Genomic DNA, 19,480 nt, shown 5'->3' on the forward strand with positions numbered 1-19,480 from the left:
ATAGCTGCGCCGTCGTGGCGATTTCATTGCCCGGCCTCGTAGGCTTGCGCTATGGCACACGACACCGATCAGCCCGTCGACATCAAGCCACGCTCCCGCGATGTCACCGATGGACTCGAGAAGACCGCCGCTCGTGGCATGCTCCGCGCGGTCGGCATGGGTGACGAAGACTGGGTCAAACCGCAGATCGGTGTGGCCTCGAGCTGGAACGAGATCACACCGTGCAATCTGTCGCTCGACCGGCTGGCCAAGGCGGTCAAACGCGGTGTTCACGCCGGGGGCGGTTTCCCGCTCGAGTTCGGCACGATATCGGTCTCCGACGGCATCTCGATGGGCCACGAGGGGATGCATTTCTCACTCGTCAGCCGCGAGATCATCGCCGATTCCGTCGAAACCGTGATGATGGCCGAGCGCCTCGACGGTTCGGTGCTGCTCGCCGGCTGCGACAAGAGCTTGCCGGGCATGCTGATGGCCGCCGCGCGACTGGACCTGGCGAGCGTATTCCTCTACGCGGGTTCGACCCTGCCCGGCAATATCGACGGCAAGGACGTCACGATCATCGACGCGTTCGAAGCTGTCGGCGCCTGCATCAAAGGTCTGATCACCCCCGCCGAGGTCGACCGCATCGAGCGGGCGATCTGTCCTGGCGAAGGCGCGTGTGGCGGCATGTACACGGCCAACACCATGGCCTCGGCGGCCGAGGCACTCGGAATGAGCCTGCCCGGATCGGCCGCACCGCCTGCCCCGGACCGTCGCCGTGACGACTTCGCCGAGAAGTCCGGCGAGGCCGTCGTCGGATTGCTGCGCAAGGGGATCACGGCCCGCGACATCATGACGATGGAGGCGTTCGAGAACGCCATCACCGTCGTCATGGCGCTCGGCGGGTCGACCAACGCCGTGCTGCACCTGCTGGCCATCGCCCGCGAGGCCGGTGTCGGCCTCACCCTCGCCGACTTCAACCGGGTCGGTGACAAGGTGCCCCACCTGGGCGATCTCAAGCCGTTCGGCCGCTATGTCATGAACGACGTCGACAGGGTCGGCGGCATCCCCGTCGTGATGAAGGCCCTGTTGGATGCCGGTCTCATGCACGGCGACGTCATGACCGTCACGGGCGCGACCATGGCCGAGAATCTCGCCCACATCGAGCTCGGCCTCGACGGCGACGTGATCCGCCGCCTCGACCGGCCGATCCACCGCACCGGCGGGCTCACCATCCTGCACGGCTCGCTCGCACCCGAGGGCGCCGTCGTGAAGAGCGCCGGTTTCGACTCCGATGTCTTCCGCGGCACGGCCCGGGTGTTCGACGGAGAACGCGGCGCGATGAACGCACTCGAGGACGGCACGATCGTGGCCGGTGATGTCGTCGTCATCCGCAACGAGGGGCCCAAGGGTGGACCCGGCATGCGCGAGATGCTCGCCATCACCGGCGCGATCAAGGGCGCCGGCCTCGGCAAGGACGTTCTGCTGCTCACCGACGGCCGGTTCTCCGGCGGCACCACCGGATTGTGCGTGGGGCATGTCGCCCCCGAAGCGGTGGACGGCGGCCCGATCGCCTTCGTCCGCGACGGCGACCCGATCGTGCTCGATGTCGCCAACCGCATCCTCGACGTCGAGATCGACGAGAACGAACTCGCCGCCCGTAAGGTCGGCTGGGAACCGCTGCCGCCCAGATACACCTCGGGGGTGCTGTCGAAGTACCGCAAGCTCGTCAGCTCGGCCGCACACGGCGCCGTCACCGGCTGACGGCGCCGCCTCGGCGAGAATCGCTCAGCTCAGCGTCTTCAGCGCTGTCCCGTCGTAGGGCTTCACCTCGTCGATCCGCCCCGCCAGGACCTTGGCGGCCCATTCCGGGTCCTGGAGAAGGGCTCGACCGACGGCGACCATGTCGAATTCGTCGCGCTCCATGCGATCGAGGAGGTTGTCGAGACTGCCGAGCTCGGCACCCTGGCCCGAGAACGCACGGAGAAAATCACCGTCGAGGCCGACCGATCCGACGGTGATGGTGGGCTTGCCGGTGAGCTTCTTGGTCCAACCCGCCAGGTTCAGCTCCGAGTCGTCGAACTCCGGGAGCCAGTAGCGGCGGGTGGAGGCGTGGAAAGCGTCTACACCGGCCGCGGCGAGCGGAGCCAGGATCGCCTCCAGCTCCTGCGGCGTCTCGGCCAGGCGGGCGTCGTAGGCCTCCTGCTTCCACTGTGAGTAACGGAAGATCACCGGGAACTCGGGCGAGACGACCGCGCGGACGGCGGCCACCAGCTCGGCCGCGAACCGCGTGCGGGCCACCGCGTCACCGCCGTACACATCGTCGCGGCGGTTCGTGCGCTCCCAGAGGAACTGATCGAGCAGATAGCCGTGCGCACCGTGCAGTTCGACGCCGTCGAAACCGATGCGCTCGGCCGCCGCGGCGGCCTCGGCGAAGGCGCCGATGACGTCGTCCAGGTCACGCTGGGTCATCGCCTTGCCGGTGCCCTCGGTGCCGTCGACGCGAATGCCGGAGGGACCGACGGCGGGCGCGTCGACATAGGGCTGCTCGCCCTGATTGCGCACCATGCCGATATGCCACAGCTGCGGAACGATCGTGCCGCCCGCCGCGTGGACGTCCTCGGCGACCTTCGCCCACCCCGCCAACTGCTCCTCACCGTGGAACCGCGGCACACTGTCGCTCTGCCCGGCCGACTGATGGCCGACGTAGGTTCCCTCGGTGACGATCAGACCGACACCCGCGGCGGCGCGGCGGGCGTAATAGGACCGAACATCGTCACCGGGAACGCCGCCGGGCGAGAACATCCGCGTCATCGGCGCCATCACGATGCGGTTCGGGACAGTCAGGCCGTTCAGTGTGACGGGCCGCGACAGGATCTCCGCCGTGCGGGAGGCCTCGGACTGGGTGACGATCACTGGATACTCCTCAGAGGTACTTGACAAAGTCGAAGGTTGAGAACTTCAAGCAATGCCCCCACGCTAGAGGCAGATATTTGAGATAGTCAAGTTTCTGCGGATAAGCTGACCCTCATGGAAGAAGCTGCGCGCGTCGATACGGCCCAGCTCATGGAGCTGCTCTCGGTGGCGCTCGGCGTCTATTACGGGGACTTCACCGCGGCGGCGGCGAGCGAGAACCTCACGGCGAGTCAGGGCAAAACGCTGACGGTGCTGCGCCGAGGGCCTGTTGCGATGCGCGCCCTGGCCGAGACCCTGTCCTGCGACGCGTCCAATGTCACCGGGATCATCAACCGGCTGGAGAAGCGCGACCTCGTGCGCCGCGAGGCCAGCGCGTCCGACCGGCGCGTCACCCACCTCGTCATCACGCCCGAGGGCGAGCGCGTCACCGATACGATCCGTGCGAAGATGCAGTCGACGCAAGACGGCCTGAAGAAGCTCAGTGACCGAGATCGAGATTGCCTGTTCGCCCTGCTGGAGCGTGTTTTCGTGACCGGCGCCGACTGAGCTGCCGATCGCGGCGCCGCGTCAGAAGGACGACCCGAGCAGGGTCCGCACGAAAGTGTCGGTCGACTTTCCGAGCTCTGCGGTCGTTCCCGCGGCGAGGACCCGGCCCGCGTGCAGGATCACCATTCGGTCGGCGACGCGGCCGTGAGTCAGCATCTGCACCTCGTTGCTGACCACGAGTACCGCCGCACCGGAGTCGGCGTAATCGCGCAATGATCGCCACACCCCGTACGCCGTCGCCCGGTCGAGAGAATTGGTCGGTCCGTCTGCGATGAGGACGCGCGGAGCCGGCAGCAACGCGGCGGCGAGCGCGGCGCGCTGGATCTGACCTCCCGAATGCTGATGTGGGAGAAGGTCCGAGGCCTCGGCCGGATACTGTGCGGCGGCGCACGCTCGCTCGACACTCCACGCTCGATGGCGCCGCTCCAACGCCCGCAATTGGGCGCCTACCGTCTTGCCCGAGTCGAATGCCGTCACACCTTCTTGCGGCACATAGCCCACGACGCCCTCACGCAAGGCCGCCCATTGCTGACCGTCGACAGCCACACCGTCGACCAAGACCTGGCCCAAAGACTGCGCGGCGGCGGGCAATCGTCCCGCGAGAGCCGAAGCGGCCATGGACTTTCCGGCGCCGGGCCCACCGAGCACAGCGGTGATCTGACCGGCAGGCACCACCAGATCGACCTCCGTGAGCACGGTTTCGCTCCACCGCGCGGTGTCGACACGGACGGTCAGGCAGCACAGTTCCACGGTCACAACTCACCATGGCACGCTCGAGTACCGAGCATCCACCGTTCGCCGGATGCCATCGGAGCCCATCGCATCACCGCTGCCATGATTGCCGACCAGAATCGCGATTGCTTTCGCGACCTGCGCGGAACTGGTAGAACCGGATCAAACACGAGGTGCCGATCGCGAAGCGCCGAGACGTTCGCCGACAGACTCTCCCTATCGGTCGACGCCCGCGGCTGACGTAAACGTTCGCAGATCGGCGCGCTGCCACGAGGAGACGTCATGGCTACCGACCAGAGCTTGCTGCACCGTTTCGTCATTTCCCAGCTCGGCGCAGCCGGGCTCGATCGTGCGCAGCTGATCCGGGACACCGGGGTCCCGGATTGGACGATGACCGGCCACGACGTGCATCTACCCAGTGCGACGTTCTCCCGGCTGTGGGAGGTCGGCGAACATCGTCTCGGCCCGGACGTCGCGCTGCAGGTGGCCCAGCGCTACGAGCTGTCCAGCCTCGGGCTGTACGACTATCTGTTCGCGTCCGCGCCGACGCTGGGAGCCGGGCTGGCCACCTGCGGTCCCTACATCACCGCGGTCACCACCAATCACCGCTTCGACCTGGTCACCGAGACCGAGGACGAGTCCACCCTGTACCTCGAGATGCTCGACGGCGAAGGCCGTGGCAGGGACCACACCCAGCTGTGGGGCCTGTCGGCCGTCCTGAGCCGCGCGCGCCGGGTCGTCGACGATCCGCTGAACCCGGTGCGTGTCTCACTGCGTCAGGCCGCTCCCGCGCACGTGGACCGCTTTCGTGCCGTCTTCGGCTCCGCCACACTGGAATTCGACGCACCGGCCGACTCGATGACTTTCCGCTCCGCGGACCTGAATCTTCCCCTGACCACCGCTGATCCCGTCCTGGCAGCGGTTCTGGAACCGCTGGCCGCCGCCCTGGCGCCACCGCCGACCCTTGCCTCGGCCTGGCCCGCACGAGTGGCCGACGCGGTGGACGAGGCCATCGACGGCGGGGCGGTCTCGCTCGACAGTGTCGCCCAGATCCTCAACATCAGCCCTCGCACGTTGCAGCGGCGGCTGGCCGAATCCGGCACCACCTGGCGGGTCGAACTGGACCGGGCCCGCAGCGCGAGGTTGTCGCGAGCGGCGTCCGGAGGCTCGCTCAGCGGCACCAAGCAGGCGGAACTGCTCGGCTACTCCGACGCGGGCTCGCTGCGCCGGGCTGCCCGGCGCTGGGAAACGGGTTCGCCTCCGGTTCGCAACGTCACGTCCTGAGGTAGGTCGAGGCGATCTGCCAGAACGTTTCCCGCTCCAGCAAGCGGAAGTCCCACCCGTCGATGAGATCGCGGAACGTGGCGACGATACCGGCTACGTCGAAGTCGTCGCGGGTCGCGGTTCCTTTCGACTCCAGCGCGGAAATCACGTAGACAGTGGCACTCTCCCTTGTCACCGCACACTCCCATCGTTCACTCACCGACCATCCGAACGTAAGTGTCGAATTACCTCGCGGCCACGACAAGAACAGAACGCGCCAATCTCGTGCCGAACACGCCAACCTCAGCTCCGAGGCGCGGGATTCACCCGTTCCGGATGAGGCCGACGCCGCCGTTCGCTGGTTGGCTGAAGCTCGCCGACCGCGCGAACGGCGGTCCGAGGCGAGGAGTGTTCGTGAACTCGTACCCGCCGATCGACGAGCACGGCATCGTCGGTGATCTGCAGACAGCGGCGCTGGTATCGGCCGCCGGAACGATCGACTGGTGGTGCGCGCCACGGTTCGATTCACCGAGTGTGTTCGCGTCGCTGCTCGACAGCGAGAAGGGCGGACATTGCTCGCTCGCCGTCGACACCACCAACCCGGTGACCGTCCGGCAGCTGTACCTGCCCGACACCGCCATTCTGTTGACGCGGTTCTCCGGACCCGACGGCGTGGGCGAGGTCGCCGACTTCATGGAGCCGATTCGCGGCACCGAACCCGCCGACCGGCACAGATTGGTGCGATTCGCGCGGGTGGTGCGGGGAAGCTTCACGTTCACTCTCGCCTGCCGCCCCCGGTTCGACTATGCCCGCGCCACCCACACCCTCGACCGAGTCGATGAACGAACCGCCGTCTTCCGTTCCGGCATCGCCGATCTGCACCTGCAATCCACCGACCCGATCGCGTTGCACCCCGACGGCGCCGACATCACCGCGCGATTCACCTTGTCCGCCGGTGAGCGAGCCGCGGTCGTGCTGACCACCGCTCCCGCGGGCGCGGACTTCTCGTCGGCACCGATGTGGGCAACGATCGCCCACGAGTTCGACCAGTGCCGTCGCTTCTGGCAGACCTGGTTGCGCTCGTCCACCTACCGCGGGCGCTGGCGGGACATGGTCAATCGGTCCGCGATCACCCTCAAACTGCTCACCTACGCCCCGACCGGCGCGCCGATCGCCGCGGCCACCATGGGATTGCCCGAACAAATCGGCGGCGAACGCAATTGGGACTACCGCTACACCTGGATCCGCGACGCCTCGCTGTCGGTGCGGGCGCTGAGCGACCTCGGCTTCACCGAGGAGCCCTATGCGTTCCGTCGCTGGCTGCGCGACCGGGTCGACGCGGGCGGCACCGCCTCCGGCGAACCCTTGCAGATCATGTACCGCGTCGACGGCGACCCACGCCTGGACGAAATAACGCTGCCCCACCTGGAGGGATACCAGGGTTCGGCGCCGGTCCGGGTCGGCAACGGCGCAGCTGACCAGATCCAGCTCGACATCTACGGCGAGGCAGCGGACGCGCTGGCGCAGGGGACCGATATGGCCGCCATCGCCGGTTGGCGGACATTCAGCCGCCTTGTCGACTGGCTCGCGAACAACTGGGATCGCCCCGACGAGGGCATCTGGGAAACCCGCGGCGGCCGCCAGGAATTCACCTACAGCCGCCTGATGACCTGGGTGGCCTTCGACCGCAGCATCCGCATGGCGAACGCGCAAGCCAGGCCCGCCGACGTGGTCCGCTGGACCGCCGAACGCGACGCGGTCTTCCGGCAGATCATCGACCGCGGCTGGAGCGAGAAACGCCAAGCGTTCGTCCAGCACTTCGCCACCGACGTCCTGGACGCCTCGCTGCTGCTCATGCCCCGGATGAGATTCCTGTCCCCCACCGACCCGATGTGGCTGAGCACCCTCGACGCCATGGACAAGGAACTCGTCAGCGACAGCCTGGTCTACCGATACGACCCCGAGGCGTCACCGGATGGCCTGCTCGGCACCGAAGGCACCTTCAACCTGTGCAGCTTTCTCTATGTCGAGGCCCTCGCCCGAACCGGCCGCTTGCAACAGGCCCGCTACGCGTTCGAGAAGATGCTCACCTACGCCAACCACGTCGGGTTGTTCGCCGAGGAGATCGGTCCCTCGGGTGAGCAGCTGGGCAACTTCCCGCAGGCCTTCACCCACCTGGCCCTGATCGCCGCTGCCATCGCGCTCGACGAAGAACTCGATCGCGCCGAGGCCGAGCCCGCGCCGGACTGATCAGCTCACCCACGATGCGAACACGTCAGACAGCGCAGGATGCACTTCATGCCATTGTGCACAGCATGCCACTTCGCTCAGCTCTCGGCGGCGACGACGCAGAACTCGTTGCCGTGCGGGTCCTGCAGCACGGTCCAGGCGAAACCGGGCAGCGAGTGTTCGCCGTGGACCGTGGCTCCCAGCGCCGTCAGCCGGGCGACCTCGGCCGCGCGAGCCGTGGTCTGGAAATCGATGTGCACCCGGTTCTTGGTCACCTTGGTTTCAGGAACCAGCTGGAACGCGAGATAACGCCCCTCCCCGAAACCGACGCCGGGCGGGGTGATCATGATGTAGTCCCCGGAGTCGACGAGGACCGTGTAACCGAGGGCGGAGCTCCAGAACTCGGCCAGTTCGGCGGGATCGTTGCTGTCGATGGTGATGCCGCCGACAGTGATGGTTTCCGACATGGACGAAACGCTAGGCCGTGGCACCGACAAGTTCCGATGGACGCGGCGCGCGTGCCAGACTGGGCGACGTGAGCGGGCCGGTGAAGAAAACCAGTGGGGCGCAACCGAACGACAAGCCTTCGCGTGAACGCGGGGACGTGATCGGTGGCGGGATCCTGTGGCTGGCCAAATGGGCGCTGTGCATCGTGGCGATCGCGGCGGGCGCATGGGTACTCGGCACGATCACCGCCCGGCTCTGGGTGGTGATCCTGCCCGTGGCGCTGGCGGTCGTGGTGACCACGATCCTGTGGCCCCTGACCCGCTGGCTGATCCGGCGCAAACTGCCACCCGCGCTCGCCGCGTCGATCACGCTACTCGGGTTCGTCGCCCTGCTGGCCGGGGTCGTCGCCTCGATCGTGCCCTCGGTGGCCGATCAAGCACCGCAGCTCGCCGACAAGGCCACCGACGGGGTCAACCAGGTACGCGGCTGGATCCAGGGACCACCGCTGCGCATCCGCGACGAGCAACTCGATTCCGCGGTCGAGGCGATCATCGGACGACTCCAGTCCAGCGGCGCACAGATCGCCAACGGTGTGTTCACCGGCGTGTCCACCGCGACATCGCTACTGATCACCCTGTTCCTGGTCCTGGTGCTGGTGTTCTTCTTCCTGAAGGACGGGCCGCGTTTTCTGCCCTGGATGCATCAGGTGTTCGGCAACCGCAGCGGCCGCCACGTCGAAGCCGTTTTGGAGCGGGTGTGGGCGACTCTGGGTGGCTTCATCCGGACCCAGGCGATCGTCAGCATGGTCGACGCCGTCCTCATCGGCGCGTCGCTGTTCATCCTCGATGTGCCACTGGCGTTGGTGCTGTCGGTGATCACCTTCATCGGCGGATTCATCCCGATGGTCGGCGCGTTCGTCGCCGGTGCGCTCGCCGTCCTCGTCGCGCTGGTCGGCAACGGGCTCACCACGGCATTGATCGTGCTCGGCATCGTCATCGCGGTGCAGCAGCTGGAAGGCAATGTGCTGCAACCGGTCCTGCAAAGCCGCAGCATGGAACTCCACGCCGTCATCGTGCTGCTCGCGGTCACCGCGGGCGGCTCGCTCTACGGCATCACCGGGGCCTTCCTCGCCGTGCCCGTCGTGGCGATGATCGCGGTGATCATCCGCTACATCGGCGAGCAGATCGACATAGCCACCGGAGCACAACCAGCAGTCGACGAGCCCGATGCCGACGAAGCCGAGACCGGCGAGGCCGCGGTGGCCTCGCCGACTTCCGGCTCCGGAGCAGCGCCCGACCCCAGCACCTAGCCCCGCGCGCATCCGGCTCAGCGTCCGCCCGAAATCTCCGCACGATCGCGGCCGTCCTCGCCTGCTGTGACACCGAACGAATCCGCGCTGATGCGCGACCGATCGGCCAGGGCGACCACGCCCGCCGCTGCCGTGGCGGTCGCGGCGGCAGCGACCGAACCAACCCAGCCGAACCAGCCGATCGCCGCCGCGCCGAACGCCGTGCCCAGGCTTCCTCCCACGAAGTAGACGGACATGTAGGCGCTGTTGAAGCGAGCCGGCGCGGAGGAATCGATGGCCAGCACCGCACTCTGATTGGCGACTTGCGCGGCGAACAGTCCGGCATCGAAAAGGCCGAGACAGATCAGCGTCACCACAGTGTTCGACAGCGCGACGGACAAGACCACGACCGAGCTCAGCGCGAGCGCGAGACCGACCAGGATCACCTTCCGGTGGCCGACACGATCGGTCCAGCTGCCGGCGATCCTGGTGGCGAAGACGCCCGCCAGCCCCGCGCAGGCATACAGGCCGATCCGTTCGGGGGTATACGAGTACGGCGGCTGCGACAGCGCCACCGCGAGCCCAGCCCACACCGCACAGAACGCGAAGAACCACAGCGCGCCTCGCGTTGCCGCCCAGCGCAACGCGGCGAAGCGGGCGAACAGGCCGGGCATCCCCCGCACCGTATCCAGATATCCGGTAGCTGCCCGCCCACGCACCGCGGGCAGCACCACATACGACACTGCCGCCACCACGACACAGGGCACCACGAACACCAGCAGCATTGCGCGCCAACCGATCATCTCGGTGAGCCAGCCACCGACGATGCGCCCGGCGAGGATTCCGGCCGAAATGCCCGCGGTGACGATCCCCAGAACCGTGGCCTGCCGTTGGGGGGCCGCGAACCGCCCTGCCACCGAACTCAACTGAGCTCCGACCGCCGACCCCGCGCCGACCACACCGATGACGATCCCCAAGGTCAACGGCGAACGGGCCGCCGCCCCGGCGACCGAAGCCAGCGCCAGCGCCGCGAACTGCGCCGCCACCACGGTGCGGGGCGCGAACCGGTCCACCAGCGGCACCAGCAACACCAACCCCGCCAGATAGCCGATCGGGCCGCAGGCCAACGCGGTGCCGATCGCCGCCGCGGAGGTGTCCAGCGATCCGGCGACCTCGGCGACGGCCGGTTGCAGCAGGTACACACTCGCGGTCGCCAGCGCGGCGGCCAGCGCCATGAACCACACCACCGGCGCGCGCAACGCAATGGTCGAAATCTCCGGAATCCGTTCGCTGTCCATGGCACCGACGATAGGAATCGCGCCGCTTCGGATCCGGCGGAAAACGGACGGCACCGTCGGTCAGCGCGATGCGCTGTGCCCCGAACCCCGCGGGTCGTCGCATGGTGTGATGGCCGCGGTGACTCGGTCAGCCAGCGCGCGCAGGTGCTGGATCAGTTCGGGCGGTTCGTGTACGTGGAATCCGAAGCCGAAAAGCCCGGTGTAGACCGCTATTTCGTCGAGCGAGTTCGAGCCGGTGCGCAGCAGGCAGTGCCCTTCGTCGATCGCTTCGATGACTCCGACAGTCGGCGGGATGCGATCCGCCGCCACGGCCGCCGACACCTCCAGCGTGATGCGGGCCTGATAGCGGTAGGCGGAGGTGCTGACACCGCGCGATACCCACCCGCCCAGGTCGACTTCGGGCGCCTCGCGTGGGGTGAAGCGTGGCCCGGTGGGGATTCGCGGGCGGAGTCGGTCGACACGGTAGGTGCGCCAGTCCTGCTTCTCGACGTCCCAGCCGACCAGGTACCAGCGCCGCCCGGTGTGCACGAGTCGATGGGGCTCGGCTGTTCGCCGGACCTCGGCGCCGTCGTGGGTGCGGTAGTCGAACCGGAGCCGTTCGTGGTCTCGGATCGCGGCGGCGATCGCGGTCAGTACCTCGGGGTCGACCGTTGCGGTTCCGGCGGGCACGGTGACGGTCGCGGCGTGCAACGCCGAGACCCGGTGTCGCAGCCGTGACGGCAGGATCTGCTCCAGTTTCGCCAGCGCTCGTAGCGAACTCTCCTCGATGCCGGTGACCGATCCGCCCGCGGCCGTGCGCAGTCCGAGGACAACGGCGACCGCCTCGTCGTCGTTCAGCAGCAGCGGTGGCAGCTTGGTGCCCGCGCCCAACCGGTATCCGGCGGTGCCGGCCACCGCGTGCACCGGGTAGCCGAGGGTGCGCAGCTTGTCGATGTCGCGACGGACCGTGCGAGCGTCGACCTCGAGGCGTTCGGCCAGGTCGGCGCCGGTCCACACCCTTGGCGTTTGCAGCAACGACAGGAGTTCGAGGAGGCGAGCCGAAGTTTCCAACACAGTTCGCATTCTCCCCCACTGCTAGGGCAGAAACTGTCCTAACTGTCTCGTAGCGTGGTTTTCATGAGCGAAGCAATCACTCCCTTCCGCATCGACGTCGCGCAGTCCCAGCTCGACGATCTCCATCGACGTCTGGACGACACCCGCTGGCCCGACGGTGTGACCGGGGTCGGCTGGGCGCAGGGTATTCCGCTCGACTACACCCAGGAACTGGTGCGGTACTGGCGAACCACCTACGACTGGCGAGCGCAGGAGGCGCGCCTCAACGCGTTCCCGCAGTTCCGCACCGAGATCGACGGTCACGCTGTGCATTTCCTCCATGTCCGGTCGGCCGAACCCGGTGCGATGCCGTTGATCCTCACCCATGGATGGCCCGGATCGATCGTGGAGTTCCTCGACGTGATCGGGCCGCTGACCGATCCGGTCGCGCACGGCGGCCGGGCCGAGGACGCGTTCGACGTGGTAGTGCCGACGATTCCCGGCTTCGGGTTGTCCGGTCCCGCGATCGGCTGGTCGACCAGCCGGGCCGCGCGAGCCTGGGCCGAGCTGATGCGCCGACTCGGCTACGAGCGCTACGCCGCCCACGGCGAGGACACCGGTGCTGCCATCTCGCGCGAACTGGCGGTGCTCGATCCCGACCACCTCGTGGCGTTGCACGTGACCATGATCGCCTCGGCCACCGTCACTTCCGAGACGGCCGATCTCGACAACCCGGCCGAGAAGCGGGCCCTCCAGCTGGCTCAGCGCGCCCAGTACGAACTCGGCGCGTACGCGATGCTGCAGGCCACCCGCCCGCAGACACTGTCCTACGCGCTCACCGATTCCCCCGTGGGGCAACTGGCTTGGATCGTCGAGCGCTTCAAGGACTGGACCGATTCGACCGATGTCCCCGAGGACGCCGTCGACCGTGACACGATGCTCACCAACGTCATGATCTATTGGCTCAACGGCACCGCTGGTTCCTCGGCGCGCTATTACTACGAGGGCGCCGCGACGTGGGGCCGGCCCGAGCCCGCGACCGAGGTGCCGGTCGCGGTGGCCGTGTTGCCGAACGACCTCGGTGTCCCCGTCCGTCGCATCGCCGAACGCAACCACACCATCGTGCGCTGGACCGAATTCGATCGCGGCGGCCACTTCGCGGCCATGGAGGAACCCGACCTGATCATCGACGACCTGCGCGCCACCTTCCGCGACTTCCGGCGATAACGCCTCCTCACAGACACCCACGACAGAAAGCGACACAGAGCATGGCTTCCGTGCACAAAGAGATCCTCATCGACGCCGACCCCGCACAGGTGTGGGCGGTCATCAGCGACTTCACCGACGGCCCTGTCCGGATGGCCCCGGGATTCGTCACCGACAGCCGACTCGTCGAGCCCGGGGTCAGGACCGCCACTTTCGCCGACGGAACAGTCGTCCGCGAGCGCCTCATCGCCTTCGACGAGCAATCACGCCGAATCGCCTATTCCGTCATCGGCGACACCATGCGGCCCACCCACGACAACGCGTCGATGCAGGTCTTCCCCCACGGTGACGGCCACAGCCGATTCGTCTGGATCCACGACGTCCAACCCGACGACCTCGCCGTCCCGATGGGCGCGGCAATGGACCACGGCCTGACCATCTTCAAGCAGACGATGGAGACCAGCCGCTAACACCCCGCGCCATGCACCGAGAGGCTCCAGTCGGGTCGGGGTGGCGCTGCGTGGACCGAACGCGCTACCCGTGCGGTGGCGTCGATGATCACAAGCTCTCGGTGGCGGTCAACGCAGGCCGGGAATCACTTTCGCTGCCGCGATCACCGCGGCCAGGTAACGGTCGCGTTCGGCCCTGGTCACCGCGGCCCGCATCGGGCCGACGATCAGCTCCGCCAGCACATCCCCGCCGGAGCCGAAGACGGGCGCCGACACGTAACTGATCGGCAGTGCCACATCGGTGTCGAGTTCGGCAGGACGATAAGCCGTGCCGCTGATCTCCCCGAGCAGCGCGAGCACCCGTTCGCGCAGCGTTCGGCTGACCGGATCGTGGGCGAGATGGTCGACGACGTCGGCGAGGACATCGAGGGTGGCGACGCTGCGGGAGTCGACCCCCCAGACCGCGGCGCCGACGACGCGGATGTCGCCCAGAAGCCGCTCGAATTTCACGCGATCTTGCGGCTCGGCCGCCGCCAGCCACGGTTGCCGGATCAGGTCGGCGGAATGGGCCACGATCGTCGCCGCGGCGGGCGGGATGAGCGGCAATCTGGTGCCGACCGAGATTCCGGCGGGAATTCGTCCACGGTTCTCGACGACGGCGCTGAACAGGATCTCGGCGCCGTCGACAACAACCAGTGCGACACCACAATCCACGTCCTGCGCCAGGCCCTGCAGGGCGGCGTGCAACGACGAGTCCTCGGCGAGCTTGCTTCGTTCTCGCTCGGCGGTCCGCAGGAACGCGGGACCCAACTCGTAGGTCAGATCACCGCGGCGAGTGACCCACCCGCGCGCCCGCAGCGCGGAGAGCACGTTGCCGACCGTCGACCGGCTCAGCGCGAGGCAATCGGCGATCTGCGCCGAGGTCTGCGGTTCAGCCGCGTCGGCGAGAAGTTCCAGCACGGACACGACGCGCTGTGTGGGCGGTGATGCATCGACAGGCTCCACATTGTCGCCCACCGCGCCTCCTCCCCTCCGCCCTGGAGTACCTATTCGCACACCACGATACAACTATTCGGTTTCTCGAGTGTGATTGCGCAGCATCGTCGCGATCAGCACCGCAGCGAGCCCGACCAGCGCGGCGGCGATCGTCAGGGCATAGGAGAACGCTTGGGTCGCGGCCTGCCGAGCGTCGATCGAGCCGGCCGAGGAGTCACCGCGACGCGTGGCGAGCGTCACCAGGATCGCCAAACCCAGTGCGCCGCCGAGTTGCTGGACCGAGCTGAGGACGGCGGAGCCGATTCCGGCGTTGTCCTCGGTGGTGCCGGTGAGTGCGGTGACCGCCAACGCGGGCAGGCTCATCCCGCAGCCGATGCTGGTGACGAGCAGGGCGGGCAGCACCCCCGAGGCGTAGCTGTCATGGCCGTCGATGCCCGACATCAGCACCAGGCCCACCGCGCTGACAAGGAGTCCGGTCACCAGCCCAGCACGCTCACCGAGCCGGTTCACCGCCCGCGACGACACCCACATCCCGGCCAGAATCCCCGCCCCGAAAGGCAGATACGCCAGACCCGCGATGAAAGGTCCGTAGCCGAGAACGGTCTGGAGGTGCAGCATCAGCAGGAAGGCCATCGCGTAGAAGGCGGCGGAGAACAGCAGGGTCGCCCCATTGGCCACCGCTCGTGGCCGAAAAGCCAGGAACGACAACGGAACCAGCGGTTCTTCGGTGCGCCGCTCCACGATCACGAACACCACCGCCAGCAAGACCGCAGCGATCATCGCCATCGTGGAACCGAGTTCGCCCCAACCGGTTTCGGACGCGCGCAGCAAGCCGTAGACCAGTAGCACCGGTGCGCCGGTGATGAGGGCCGCTCCCACGACATCGACCCGCGTACGTGGTCCACTCCGGCTCTCCGCAACCCACCGTGGCAGCAGCACCGAAGCCACGACAACAACCGGGACGTTGATCAGGAAAACCCACCGCCACGAAGCGAACCCCGTCAGAGCCCCGGAGATCACCAGCCCGGATGTGGCGCCCACCGCGGCCGTCGCGCCCCAGATGCCGATCGCCTTGGCACGTTCGCCCGCACCCGGATAAAGCAGAGTGAGCAGCGCGAGCGCGGCCGGGCTCGCCATCGCCGCACCTGTGCCCTGAACGAATCGCCCCGCCACCAACTGCCACGGTTCCTGCGCGAGCCCGCACAACACGCTCGCCACGCCGAAAACGGCTACGCCGCTGAGGAACACCCGGCGCCGACCCAGGAGATCGGCCACCCGGCCGAACAACAACAGGAACCCGCCGAAGGCGAGGATGTAGCCGTTCACCACCCACGCGAGACCCGCGGTGGTGAATCCGAGGTCGTCGCGCACGGTGGGCAGCGCGACACTGACCACGTTGTCGTCCAGATTCAACATGAACTGGACCAGGCAGAGCACGATCAGCACCGCGCGGCGCCGAGCCACATCTGCGCCCGAGCCGGATTCCGCCGTGGAGATCGAAGTCATGCATCGACGGTAGGCAGCGAAGACAGATGGCTGCTAGACGTCACCAGGCCAACTGATAGCGCATTGAGGACATAGACTCAGAATGTGCCCGAACCCGCCTTCGAACCCGCTCCCCGGGCGTGGGCGCGATCGTGGTCGGCAGCTTCCCGCTCGCGGCCGGACAGTGGACCCACGAGCACTACCACCCCCAGCACCAGCTGGCCTGGACACGCAGCGGCGTGCTCGGAGTCGCTGTGGGACAAGCGCATTGGATCGTGCCGCCGACCCGCGCGTTATGGCTGCCCGCAGGAGTCGCGCACAAGACCGGCGCGAGCCGCGACGCCGTGCTGTGCAGCCTCTATTTCGAACCGGACCGCTGCGCGCTGGACTGGTCCGAACCCACCGCGGTCCGCGTCGACGGCCTGCTGGCCCACTTGATCGTGCACCTCGCCCAGAGCACACTGGCCGATGATCAGCGGCTCCGCGCCGAGGCGGTCGTCCTCGACCTGTTGCAGCCGCTGCCCGCGACGCCGATCGACGTGCCCCACCCCGTCGACGAACGAGTACGCACAGTCGCCGACGCGCTACTGGACAACCCGGCCGACCCGCGCAGCCTGGAAGCCCACGCCCGGGCCGTCGGCGTGAGCCGTCGCACGCTCACCCGATTGTTCGTGCAGGACACCGGGATGAGTTTCGACCGCTGGCGCACCCACGCGAGAATCCAGGCCGCGCTGCCACTGCTGGCCGACGGCCGGCCCGTCTTCCTCGTCGCGCACACCGTCGGATACGCCACCGCCAGTGCGTTTCTCGCGGCCTTTCGCCGAACGGTCGGCACATCGCCGCGGCGATACCTCGACGGCTGAACCGAACAGCCCCGAAGCCCACTACCATCAGGTGATCGGCAGCCCCTGCCGCACTCCGTCAGCGGCCTCCGGTGGACCCGTCCACCGGACGTCTGACGCTGAGCTGCGACATCCAGGCGACGCTGTCGATCGTCGCGACCCGCACCTCGGTCGCGATCGCTTTCATGTGCCCCTCGTCGAAGAGCGCGAGCGAGGCGCTACTGATCGTCCCCGCCTCGTCTACGCCGGCTCTCCAGCTGTCCGCCAGCCGTTTGTTCATCTCCGCCACCGCGTACCGGCGCACCCGATCCCAGCTCAGGTCGGGATGCACCTCGTTCACGGTCCCGGTGCACAGCCAGTCGTCGAGCGTCATTCCGAACAGTTCCGACCACTGCTCGGTATAGGTAGTCACTGACTCGCTCCTCTGATCGGCGCTGCGACGTCGCACGGTGTCCGACCTGAATGATAAGGCCGCCCTACCGAAATCGATAGCGGGCCTTATACATTCGCCGCAGCATCGGCCGGATCGGCAGGCGGCCCGCTCAGCTCTCCTTGACCAGGTCCGGCTCGGTCTCGGCCATCACCGCTTCACCACGCGCGACCATTCCCGCTTCGTCGGACAGTGTCAGATGCGGGATGAACAACGCGAGCGCGAACGCGAGCACCGCACCCGGGATCAGGTACCAGAACCCGGGGACCAGCGCGTCGACGTAGGCGCTGACGATCGCGTCGTGCAGGTTGTCCGGCAGGTTCTTGACCACCGAGGGAATCAGTGCGCTCGGATCGATTTTCGCCGCCGCCGCTTCCTGCCAGTTCGCCTGGAACGCGCCGGTGAGGTTCTCGGTCAGCCTGCCGGTGAAGATGGAACCGAAGATCGCGATGCCCAGCGCGCCACCCATTTCACGGAAGTAGTTGTTGGCGCTGGTCGCCGTGCCGATCTGGTCGGGGGCCACCGCGTTCTGCACCACGAGCACGATGATCTGCATGATCAGGCCGAGGCCGGCGCCCATCACGAACAGCATGGCCGAGACCAGCCACATCGAGGTGTTGGCGTCCAGGCGGGTCAGCCACAGCATGTCGATCCCGATCAGCGCGGCGCCGATCGGCGGGTACACCCGGTAGCGACCGGTTTTGGTGATCGCGTTCATCGAGGTGATCAGCGTGAGCATCATGCCGATCATCATCGGGATCAGGAGCAGACCCGACACCGACGCGGAGGTACCGCTGGCCATCTGCAGGTAGGTCGGGATGAAGCCGATGGCCGCGAACATCACCAGGCCGACGAGGAATCCGATCAGCGAGGTGAGCACGAAGGTGCGATTGCGGAACAGCCACAGCGGCAGCATCGGCTCCTCGGCCCTCGACTCGACGAACACGAAGGCCGCGACCACGATGACGAGAGCGGCGATCATCGACACCATCACCGTCGAGCCCCAGGCGTACTGCTTGCCGCCCCAGTCGGTGATCAGGATCAGCAAGGTGGTCGCGGTCGACATGAGCACGATGCCGAGGTAGTCGGGCCGGAACTTGGGCCGATGGCTGGGGATGTTCAGGTAGCGGAAGGCGATGAACAGCGCGGCGATGCCGATCGGCACATTGATCCAGAAGCACCACCGCCAGTCGAGATGGTCGGCGAACAGTCCGCCGAGCAGCGGTCCGGCGACCGAGGTGATGCCGAAGACAGCACCCATCGGAGCCATGTACTTGCCGCGGTCCTTGGCGGGCACCACATCGGCGATGATGGCCTGCGCCAGGATCATCAGACCGCCGCCACCCACACCTTGCAGACCGCGGAACGCGATGAACTCCCAGAAGCTGGTCGACGCGGCGGCGCCGATCGACGCGGCGGTGAAGACGGTGATCGCGAACAGGAACAGCCATCGCCTGCCGAACATATCGCCGAGTTTTCCGTAGATCGGCATCACAATGGTGGTGGCGAGCAGGTAGGAGGTGGCGGTCCAGGCCATGTGCGAGACACCGCCCAGTTCGCCGACGATGGTCGGCATCGCGGTGCCGACGATCATCTGATCGAGGCTGGCCAGGAACATGCCCGCGATCAGAGCGGAGAAGATCAGCCAGATCCGCTTCTGCGTCAGGACGATCGGGGTGGGCGGCGAGTCGGCCGTCGTGGTCATCGGAGCGTCTCCCTTGTGCTGTCGTCCGGCCGGAACAGCCGGGAGGCCATGGCGCAGTGCTCGTGCAGCGCTGCCGCCAGCGACCCGTTCGGGTCCGCGGCCAGCGACATCGCCGCCCGCGTGGTGATGGTTGTCATGATTCCCGCGGTGAGCGAGGCGAATCCGGGGTCGACGTCGGCCCCGCACCTGGCCGCGAGGAGTTCGGCGATGGCGGCCTCCATCCGGGCGCCGGAGGCGATGAAGGCGGCGAGCACTCTCGGCTCGGCCATCACCAGTTTCGTGACCAGCGAGATACCCTCGCGCACTTCGCTTTCCGGCTGGAAGCCCGCGGCGTGCAGCCAGGTGAGGTCTTCGATGAGCACACCGGTCGGACCGCCTGCGACGAATTCGCTTCTGGCTTCGGGCGTACCGATCTCACCGATCGGGCCGACCACCGCGTCCAGCTTGGTCTCGTAATAGTTGAAGAACGTGCGCGGCGAGACGCCCACGGCCTTGGCGATGTCGTCGACGTTCGTCGCGTCCAGCCCGTGCTCGACCGCCAATCGCCGCGCGGCGAGGCAGAGATCGAGCAGGGTCCGTTGCTTCTTCTGTTCACGCAGACCGACCGCGGCCTGTTTGACCGGCTCCTGAGTCACGC

General features: G+C 67.5%; 19 protein-coding genes. 8 read left to right on the forward strand and 11 right to left on the reverse strand.

The window, feature by feature from the left end:
• The first annotated feature begins 51 nt into the window (after positions 1-51).
• Complete coding sequence (gene ilvD, locus ACFQ9R_RS10250; RefSeq protein WP_378990100.1) at positions 52-1,743, forward strand: dihydroxy-acid dehydratase; 1,692 nt, start codon at positions 52-54, stop codon at positions 1,741-1,743.
• A gap of 24 nt (positions 1,744-1,767) precedes the next feature.
• Here ilvD and ACFQ9R_RS10255 read toward each other — a convergent pair whose 3' ends face one another.
• On the reverse strand, positions 1,768-2,895 hold the full coding sequence (locus ACFQ9R_RS10255) for an NADH:flavin oxidoreductase (RefSeq protein WP_378990101.1): 1,128 nt from the start codon (positions 2,893-2,895) through the stop codon (positions 1,768-1,770).
• Between the two features lie 114 nt (positions 2,896-3,009).
• On the opposite strand from ACFQ9R_RS10255, the gene ACFQ9R_RS10260 reads away from it, so the two are divergent.
• Positions 3,010-3,441 (forward strand): MarR family winged helix-turn-helix transcriptional regulator, encoded by a 432-nt coding sequence (locus ACFQ9R_RS10260; protein ID WP_378990102.1) that lies wholly within the window; start codon positions 3,010-3,012, stop codon positions 3,439-3,441.
• Between the two features lie 21 nt (positions 3,442-3,462).
• Here ACFQ9R_RS10260 and ACFQ9R_RS10265 read toward each other — a convergent pair whose 3' ends face one another.
• Positions 3,463-4,197: an ATP-binding cassette domain-containing protein gene (locus ACFQ9R_RS10265; RefSeq protein WP_378990103.1), complete on the reverse strand. Its 735-nt coding sequence runs from the start codon at positions 4,195-4,197 to the stop codon at positions 3,463-3,465.
• A 258-nt stretch (positions 4,198-4,455) separates the two neighbouring features.
• Here ACFQ9R_RS10265 and ACFQ9R_RS10270 point away from each other — a divergent pair, with 258 nt between their 5' ends.
• Entirely contained in the window at positions 4,456-5,457 is a 1,002-nt protein-coding gene (locus tag ACFQ9R_RS10270; protein WP_378990104.1) for an AraC family transcriptional regulator ligand-binding domain-containing protein, read from the forward strand.
• On the opposite strand, the gene ACFQ9R_RS10275 is transcribed toward ACFQ9R_RS10270, so the two are convergent.
• Positions 5,447-5,632, reverse strand: coding sequence for a hypothetical protein (locus ACFQ9R_RS10275; RefSeq protein ID WP_378652994.1), 186 nt, complete (start codon positions 5,630-5,632; stop codon positions 5,447-5,449). The two genes, ACFQ9R_RS10270 and ACFQ9R_RS10275, sit on opposite strands and share 11 nt — an antisense overlap.
• Positions 5,633-5,850: 218 nt before the next feature.
• Here ACFQ9R_RS10275 and ACFQ9R_RS10280 point away from each other — a divergent pair, with 218 nt between their 5' ends.
• Positions 5,851-7,686, forward strand: a complete 1,836-nt coding sequence (locus tag ACFQ9R_RS10280) for a glycoside hydrolase family 15 protein (protein WP_378990106.1) — start codon at positions 5,851-5,853, stop codon at positions 7,684-7,686.
• Between the two features lie 77 nt (positions 7,687-7,763).
• Here the strand turns inward: ACFQ9R_RS10280 and ACFQ9R_RS10285 are convergent, their stop codons facing one another.
• The gene (locus tag ACFQ9R_RS10285) at positions 7,764-8,132 is read right to left on the reverse strand and encodes a VOC family protein (protein ID WP_378990107.1); all 369 of its coding nucleotides are present in this window, start codon (positions 8,130-8,132) and stop codon (positions 7,764-7,766) included.
• A gap of 68 nt (positions 8,133-8,200) precedes the next feature.
• Here ACFQ9R_RS10285 and ACFQ9R_RS10290 point away from each other — a divergent pair, with 68 nt between their 5' ends.
• Positions 8,201-9,421: an AI-2E family transporter gene (locus tag ACFQ9R_RS10290; protein WP_378990110.1), complete on the forward strand. Its 1,221-nt coding sequence runs from the start codon at positions 8,201-8,203 to the stop codon at positions 9,419-9,421.
• 17 nt (positions 9,422-9,438) lie between these two features.
• On the opposite strand, the gene ACFQ9R_RS10295 is transcribed toward ACFQ9R_RS10290, so the two are convergent.
• Together ACFQ9R_RS10295 and ACFQ9R_RS10300 are read right to left on the reverse strand one after the other, a co-directional pair.
• The gene (locus tag ACFQ9R_RS10295) at positions 9,439-10,698 is read right to left on the reverse strand and encodes an MFS transporter (protein ID WP_378990111.1); all 1,260 of its coding nucleotides are present in this window, start codon (positions 10,696-10,698) and stop codon (positions 9,439-9,441) included.
• Positions 10,699-10,758: 60 nt separating this feature from the next.
• Complete coding sequence (locus ACFQ9R_RS10300; RefSeq protein WP_378990113.1) at positions 10,759-11,751, reverse strand: helix-turn-helix transcriptional regulator; 993 nt, start codon at positions 11,749-11,751, stop codon at positions 10,759-10,761.
• A gap of 63 nt (positions 11,752-11,814) precedes the next feature.
• Here ACFQ9R_RS10300 and ACFQ9R_RS10305 point away from each other — a divergent pair, with 63 nt between their 5' ends.
• A complete protein-coding gene (locus ACFQ9R_RS10305; protein WP_378990115.1) occupies positions 11,815-12,957 on the forward strand; it encodes an epoxide hydrolase family protein in 1,143 nt (380 codons plus the stop codon).
• 41 nt (positions 12,958-12,998) lie between these two features.
• A complete protein-coding gene (locus tag ACFQ9R_RS10310; protein ID WP_378990117.1) occupies positions 12,999-13,406 on the forward strand; it encodes an SRPBCC family protein in 408 nt (135 codons plus the stop codon).
• Positions 13,407-13,514: 108 nt separating this feature from the next.
• On the opposite strand, the gene ACFQ9R_RS10315 is transcribed toward ACFQ9R_RS10310, so the two are convergent.
• Together ACFQ9R_RS10315 and ACFQ9R_RS10320 are read right to left on the reverse strand one after the other, a co-directional pair.
• Positions 13,515-14,402: a helix-turn-helix domain-containing protein gene (locus ACFQ9R_RS10315; RefSeq protein WP_378990118.1), complete on the reverse strand. Its 888-nt coding sequence runs from the start codon at positions 14,400-14,402 to the stop codon at positions 13,515-13,517.
• A gap of 51 nt (positions 14,403-14,453) precedes the next feature.
• Entirely contained in the window at positions 14,454-15,887 is a 1,434-nt protein-coding gene (locus ACFQ9R_RS10320; RefSeq protein WP_378990120.1) for an MFS transporter, read from the reverse strand.
• 119 nt (positions 15,888-16,006) lie between these two features.
• Here ACFQ9R_RS10320 and ACFQ9R_RS10325 point away from each other — a divergent pair, with 119 nt between their 5' ends.
• Entirely contained in the window at positions 16,007-16,729 is a 723-nt protein-coding gene (locus tag ACFQ9R_RS10325; protein WP_378990122.1) for a helix-turn-helix domain-containing protein, read from the forward strand.
• 58 nt (positions 16,730-16,787) lie between these two features.
• On the opposite strand, the gene ACFQ9R_RS10330 is transcribed toward ACFQ9R_RS10325, so the two are convergent.
• From ACFQ9R_RS10330 to ACFQ9R_RS10340, 3 genes are all read right to left on the reverse strand, one after another.
• Entirely contained in the window at positions 16,788-17,120 is a 333-nt protein-coding gene (locus ACFQ9R_RS10330) for a hypothetical protein (RefSeq protein WP_378990123.1), read from the reverse strand.
• A gap of 130 nt (positions 17,121-17,250) precedes the next feature.
• Complete coding sequence (locus tag ACFQ9R_RS10335; protein ID WP_378990125.1) at positions 17,251-18,843, reverse strand: MDR family MFS transporter; 1,593 nt, start codon at positions 18,841-18,843, stop codon at positions 17,251-17,253.
• Positions 18,840-19,478, reverse strand: coding sequence for a helix-turn-helix domain-containing protein (locus ACFQ9R_RS10340; protein ID WP_378990126.1), 639 nt, complete (start codon positions 19,476-19,478; stop codon positions 18,840-18,842). The genes ACFQ9R_RS10335 and ACFQ9R_RS10340 overlap by 4 nt, the downstream gene beginning before the upstream one ends.
• Positions 19,479-19,480: the final 2 nt, after the last annotated feature.

This window comes from Nocardia sp. NPDC056541, from assembly GCF_042794235.1.
GTDB lineage: Bacteria > Actinomycetota > Actinomycetes > Mycobacteriales > Mycobacteriaceae > Nocardia.